5 protein-coding genes and 1 pseudogene are annotated in these 5,109 nt (G+C 72.5%); 5 read left to right on the top strand and 1 reads right to left on the bottom strand.

All coding sequences use genetic code 11. The features are described 5' to 3' along the window. Nucleotides 1–152: 152 nt before the first annotated feature. Nucleotides 153–1,114, bottom strand: a pseudogene (locus AN216_RS26665) (RNA-guided endonuclease InsQ/TnpB family protein); the annotation flags it as partial. A gap of 14 nt (nt 1,115–1,128) precedes the next feature. Here AN216_RS26665 and AN216_RS09190 point away from each other — a divergent pair. The 5 genes from AN216_RS09190 to AN216_RS09170 form a co-directional block, all read left to right on the top strand. Further along, nucleotides 1,129–1,287, top strand: a complete 159-nt coding sequence (locus AN216_RS09190; protein ID WP_070196083.1) for an Arc family DNA-binding protein — start codon at nt 1,129–1,131, stop codon at nt 1,285–1,287. An 84-nt stretch (nt 1,288–1,371) separates the two neighbouring features. Beyond that, nucleotides 1,372–2,148 carry a GntR family transcriptional regulator gene (locus AN216_RS09185; protein WP_244502375.1) on the top strand — a complete coding sequence of 259 codons (777 nt, stop codon included), beginning with the start codon at nt 1,372–1,374 and terminating at the stop codon, nt 2,146–2,148. 151 nt (nt 2,149–2,299) lie between these two features. Continuing rightward, nucleotides 2,300–3,430, top strand: a complete 1,131-nt coding sequence (locus AN216_RS09180) for a TIGR03364 family FAD-dependent oxidoreductase (RefSeq protein WP_070196082.1) — start codon at nt 2,300–2,302, stop codon at nt 3,428–3,430. 41 nt (nt 3,431–3,471) lie between these two features. Next, complete coding sequence (locus AN216_RS09175; protein ID WP_070196149.1) at nt 3,472–4,224, top strand: phosphonatase-like hydrolase; 753 nt, start codon at nt 3,472–3,474, stop codon at nt 4,222–4,224. After that, the coding region (locus tag AN216_RS09170) for an ABC transporter ATP-binding protein (protein WP_079166402.1) at nt 4,221–5,109 on the top strand (889 nt) is incomplete at its 3' end. The genes AN216_RS09175 and AN216_RS09170, both read left to right, overlap by 4 nt.

The following is a 5,109-nucleotide window of genomic DNA, read 5'->3' as shown; positions in this document are numbered from 1 at the left end:
GCTCCGCACCGCCAGGTGACAGCGGCCGGTAGCCGGCCGGCGCGCCCGGGGGCCGCGGGCTCGGGCCGGGGTCGCTCCGGCGTGCGCACGGCGGTGCGAGGATTCGGCGTTGACATCCTCCCCCTCTCTGAAGGGAGGGGATTCCTGACTCGGGCTGCCTGCGGGAGCAGCGCTCCCGTAGGTCTTACGCCCTCGGCACCAGCCGGGTTGAGACCAGCCCGGACCAGCATCACACGGGCGGAGTTCTTGTCCCGAGGGGATACAACTGCGCATGCGGTGCAGGTGTGGGTACCTGCCGCTGCCGGGCGACCTTCTTGTGCCTTCGCGGTCTGCCGTTTCGCTTCTCGATAGCCCTTCGACGCGGGTATGCCCGTGGGGCGGCTTACGGCGGCTCATCATCCGCTGGTAGCGGGCGAGTTTCTGCGCGGCGGTTTCGCCGTGCTCGGCGTGGGGGAGGTCGTGCGCGTCGCTGGTGGTGGCGGCGGTCTCCTTGACGCCCCAGTCCACGCCGAGCACACGGCCCGTGGCGGGGAGCGGTTGCACCTCGGTGGCGACGACGAATGAGGCGTACCAGTGCCCGAGGCTGTCCTGGTAGACGCGCACCGACGACGGTGCTGCCGGGAGTTCGCGGGACCACGCCACGGTCAGGGCGATGCCGCCCGCGAGGTGCAGGCGGCCGTTCCTCAGCCGGAAGCCGGGTCGGGTGTAGTTCATCGTGGGCAGAGCCTCGCGCTTCTTCTTCGGCCGGGGTATCCCGGCCCGGCGCCGCACCGGGAGCCGGTCCCTGATGTCCTGCAGCGCTTTGGCGCGGGATCTGCCGAAGTCACGGATGGTCTGCTGCTGCGGCACCGAGGAGCCCTCACACAGCCATCCCATGGCGGTGCGGGCATCGGTAAGCGTCTTGTCGAGTTGCGCCGGGCCACAGGTCACCTTCTCCGTAACGCCCTTGTTCGGGTCGTGGACCTCGCGGGACATGGCCACGCATTCGTTTCCGCACCCACCGGCAGCGTGCCCACTCAGCTTCCAGGCCGGTACGGGAGGTCGACGACACGCGGATCCGGTAGGTGTACCGGGCGTGCCCGGCATCCCTCTCCGGCTTCGCTGGTGTCGTCATGGCATCGTTCTAGCATGGAAGACGAGAAGCGGATCTCTCTCCGCCTGCCGACGAAGCTGCATGCACGCCTTGTTGAGGAGGCTCGCGTCGACCGGCGGTCTCTCAACTCCGAGATCATCTACCTGCTTGAGGTCGCGCTCGGCCCGGAGGGTGGAGACGACCAATCGCACTGACGGCGATTGGTCGTTCCTTGCCCTGCTCCACAGGGGTCCGATTCCTCCCCGGCCTGAAGGCCGGGGCATCCTCGAAGGGAACAGGTGAGTCCGATACATCCCGCACCGCTGCCCGACGACAGTGCCGCACCGGTCCGCGCCGGCGTGCCCGAGCACGGCCGGGTCCCGAAGTACTACGCCGTCAAGACGCATATCGCGGCGCTCCTCCCGGACCTCCGCGAGGGGGAACTCCTGCCCACCGAGCGGGAGCTGGCGCTGCGCTTCGACGCCGCCCGCGAGACCGTACGGCAGGCGCTGCGCGAGTTGGTGCTGGAGGGCAGGCTGCGCCGTTCCGGACGGGGTACGGCGGTCGCCGGGCCGAAGCTGGAGCAGCCGCTGTCGCTGGGCAGTTACACGGAGGGTGTCCGACGGCAGGGCCGGGTCCCCGGCCGTTCGCTCATCGGGCTGGACCGCCACCCGGCGCCGGCGCGGTTGGCCGGCGAGCTGGGGCTGGAGCGGGGCGATCCGGTCTGGCACCTGGAGCGGGTCCTGCGCGCCGACGACGAACGGGTGGGGCTGGAGAGCACGTACGTCGCGGTGGAGCGGGTGCCGCGACTGGAGAGCGACTTCGACCCGGACTCCTCCTTCTACTCCTACCTGCACGAACGGCTCGGCATCGGCTTCGGGGACGCGGACGAGCGGCTGGAGACCGTGCTCGCCACACCTCGCGAGGCGCTGCTCATCGGCACCCCGCCCGGGTTGCCGATGCTGCTGATCCACCGGCTCTCCCGGGACTTGGACGGGCGTCCGCTGGAGCGGGTGCGGAGCCTGTACCGGGGGGACCGGTTCAGCTTCACGACCCGGCTGACCGGGTGGCGTTGACGTCCTCTCCCGCCTCAGGGGCGGGGCGAGTGGGCGACGGAGCGCCATGAATATAACGGAGGGATAACGCATCTAGACCATAACGGTCGGTTCACTCGCGCGTTGCCGGCCGTACGGTTCGGATCCACGCGACCCCGCGACCGTTCCCGGCATGCGAGTCATAGTTGTCGGAGCCGGCGTGCTGGGCACCATGCACGCCTGGCACGCGATCCAACGCGGCCACGAGGTCGTACACATCGAGCGGGAGGACGAGGCCCGCGGTGCCTCGGTGCGGAACTTCGGACTGGTCTGGGTGGGCGGACGGGCCGACGGCCCGGAGCTGACCGCGGCGCTGCGGGCGCGCGCGCTCTGGGAGGAGATCGGCACCCGCGTACCGGAACTCGGCTTCCGGGCGAACGGTTCGCTCACCGTGTTCGGCACCCCGGAGGAGCGGGAGGTCGCCCGGGCCGCCACCGAGCGCCTCGACGCGGACGTACGCGGATACGAACTGCTCACCCCCGACCGGGTACGCGAGCTGAACCCGGCGCTCCGCGGCTCCGCGGTGCTCGGCGCCCTGTGGTGCCGGCGGGACGCCGCCGTCGAGCCGCGCACCGCGCAGCGTGCGCTGCGTGCCGAACTGCTGCGGTCGGGGCGCTACACCTTCCTCGGCGGCCGGGAGGTGCGCGAGGTGGCCGGTGGCGCGGTGGCGTCCGTACGGGACGACCGGGGCGAGTGGCACGAGGCGGACACGGCCGTGCTGTGCACCGGCGCCTGGCTGGGCGGCCTGGTGCGGGAGCTGGCGCCGGAACTGCCCGTACGCCGCGTGCGGTTGCAGATGATGCAGACCGAACCGCTCGGCGAGCAACTGACCACCTCGGTCGCCGACGGCGACAGCTTCCGCTACTACCCCGCGTACGACGGTCCGGCGCTGGACACGATGGCCGCCGCGCGGCCGCAGTCACCGACCGCCGCCGCGCACCGCGCGCAACTGCTGCTGGTGCAGCGCCGGGACGGTTCCCTGACCGTCGGGGACACCCACGAGTACGCGACCCCGTTCGGCTTCGACGTCGACGAGGACCCCTACGACCACCTGTCCGCGGTCTGCGAGGGAATCCTCGGCCGCCCGCTGCCGCGAGTCCGGCGCCGCTGGGCGGGTGTGTACGCGCAGTGTCTCGACAGTGGCGAGGTGGTGCGCCGGCAGCGCGTGGCCGACGGGGTCTGCCTGGTGACCGGGCCGGGCGGACGTGGCATGACCTGCTCTCCGGCGATCGCCGAGGACACCGCGAACGAGTGGGGATGGTGAACACGATGACCGACACCTCCGACAGGACCTCGCGGGAGCCCATGGGCTCCCAGGACCCCGCGGCCCCCGCGGGACACCGCACCGACCTGGTCGTGCTCGACATGGCGGGCACCACGGTGGCCGACTCCGGCCTGGTCGAACGAGCCTTCACCGCGGCGGCCGAGCGGCTCGGCGTCGCGTCCGACTCGGCCGCGATGGACGACATGCTCGCCCACGTCCGTGCGACCATGGGCGAGTCGAAGATCTCCGTCTTCCGCCACCTCTTCGGTGACGAGACGGCCGCGCACCGGGCCAACGACGCCTTCGAGTCCGCGTACGCCGAACTCCTCCGCGCCGGGCACTGCGCGCCCGTGCCCGGCGCGGCCGAGGCGATCGCGAAGCTGCGGGAGGCGGGCCGCGAGGTGGTGCTCACCACCGGCTTCGCCCGCCCCACCCAGGACGCCATCGTGGACGCGCTGGGCTGGCGGGAACTGGTCACGCTCACCGTGTGCCCGGCGGACGTGGGCGGACGCGGGCGACCGTACCCGGACATGGTGCTGGCCGCGCTGCTACGGACCGGGGCCGCCGTCGACGTACGGCATGTAGCGGTCGCCGGGGACACCGGCTACGACATGCGCTCCGGGCTCCGCGCCGGAGCCGGCGTGGTGGCCGGCGTCCGCACCGGCGCGCACGACGCCGGCACCCTGCGCGCGGCGGGTGCCACCCACGTGCTCGACTCGGTGGCCGAACTGCCCGCTCTGCTCGACCGGTTGTCCGAGCGCGGGCTCGGGGACCCGCCGGAGGCGCGGCCATGACGGGGCTGTGCTTCGACGAGGTCACCGTGGCCTACGACGGGACCACCGTGCTGGAGGACCTCCGGCTCACGGCGGAACCGGGCGAGGTGCTCGCCCTGCTCGGTCCCTCCGGTTCCGGGAAGACCACCGCGCTGCGCGCCGTCGCCGGGTTCGTCACCCCGACCCGTGGCCGGGTGTGGATCGGTGACCGCGACGTCACCGGGCTGCCGCCGTACCGGCGCGGGGTGGGGATGGTCGTACAGCAGTACGCGCTCTTCCCCCACATGCGCGTCGAACAGAACGTCGCCTTCGGGCTCAAGGCACGCCGTGTGCCGCGTCCGGAACTCGCCGCGCGCGTCACGGAGGCACTGGAGATGACCGGCATGGCCGGATACGCCCGGCGCTATCCGCGCGAGCTGTCCGGCGGCCAGCAGCAGCGGGTCGCGATCGCCCGCGCGCTGGCCGTACGCCCCGGGGTGCTGCTGCTCGACGAGCCGCTGTCCGCGCTGGACGCGCAGCTGCGCTCCGACATGTTGGCCGAACTCTCCCGGCTGCACCGCGCGTTGCCGGAGCTGACGATCCTGTACGTCACCCACGACCAGGTGGAGGCGCTCACCCTCGCCGACCGGGTGGCCGTGCTGAAGGACGCCCGGCTGCGGGACCTCGGCACCCCGCGGCGGCTCTACCGCGCGCCGGGAAGCGCGTTCACCGCGTCCTTCGTCGGGATGGCCAACCTGCTGCCGGTGACGGTGGACACGCTGGACGGCGATGACACGGCGCTCGTCACCCTGGCCGACGCTCCCGGGCCGTCCGAGTCGCCCGCGCCGTACGCGCCACCCGAGACCGCCGCGCGGGAGCGGACGGCCGGCACCCGGCTGCGTGCGGCGCGCGGGTCCTGCTGTACGG

Source organism: Streptomyces oceani (assembly GCF_001751245.1).
Taxonomy (GTDB): domain Bacteria; phylum Actinomycetota; class Actinomycetes; order Streptomycetales; family Streptomycetaceae; genus Streptomyces; species Streptomyces oceani.
The sequence above is the reverse complement of the archived record's forward strand: the minus strand, read 5'-3'. Positions and strand labels throughout refer to the sequence as shown.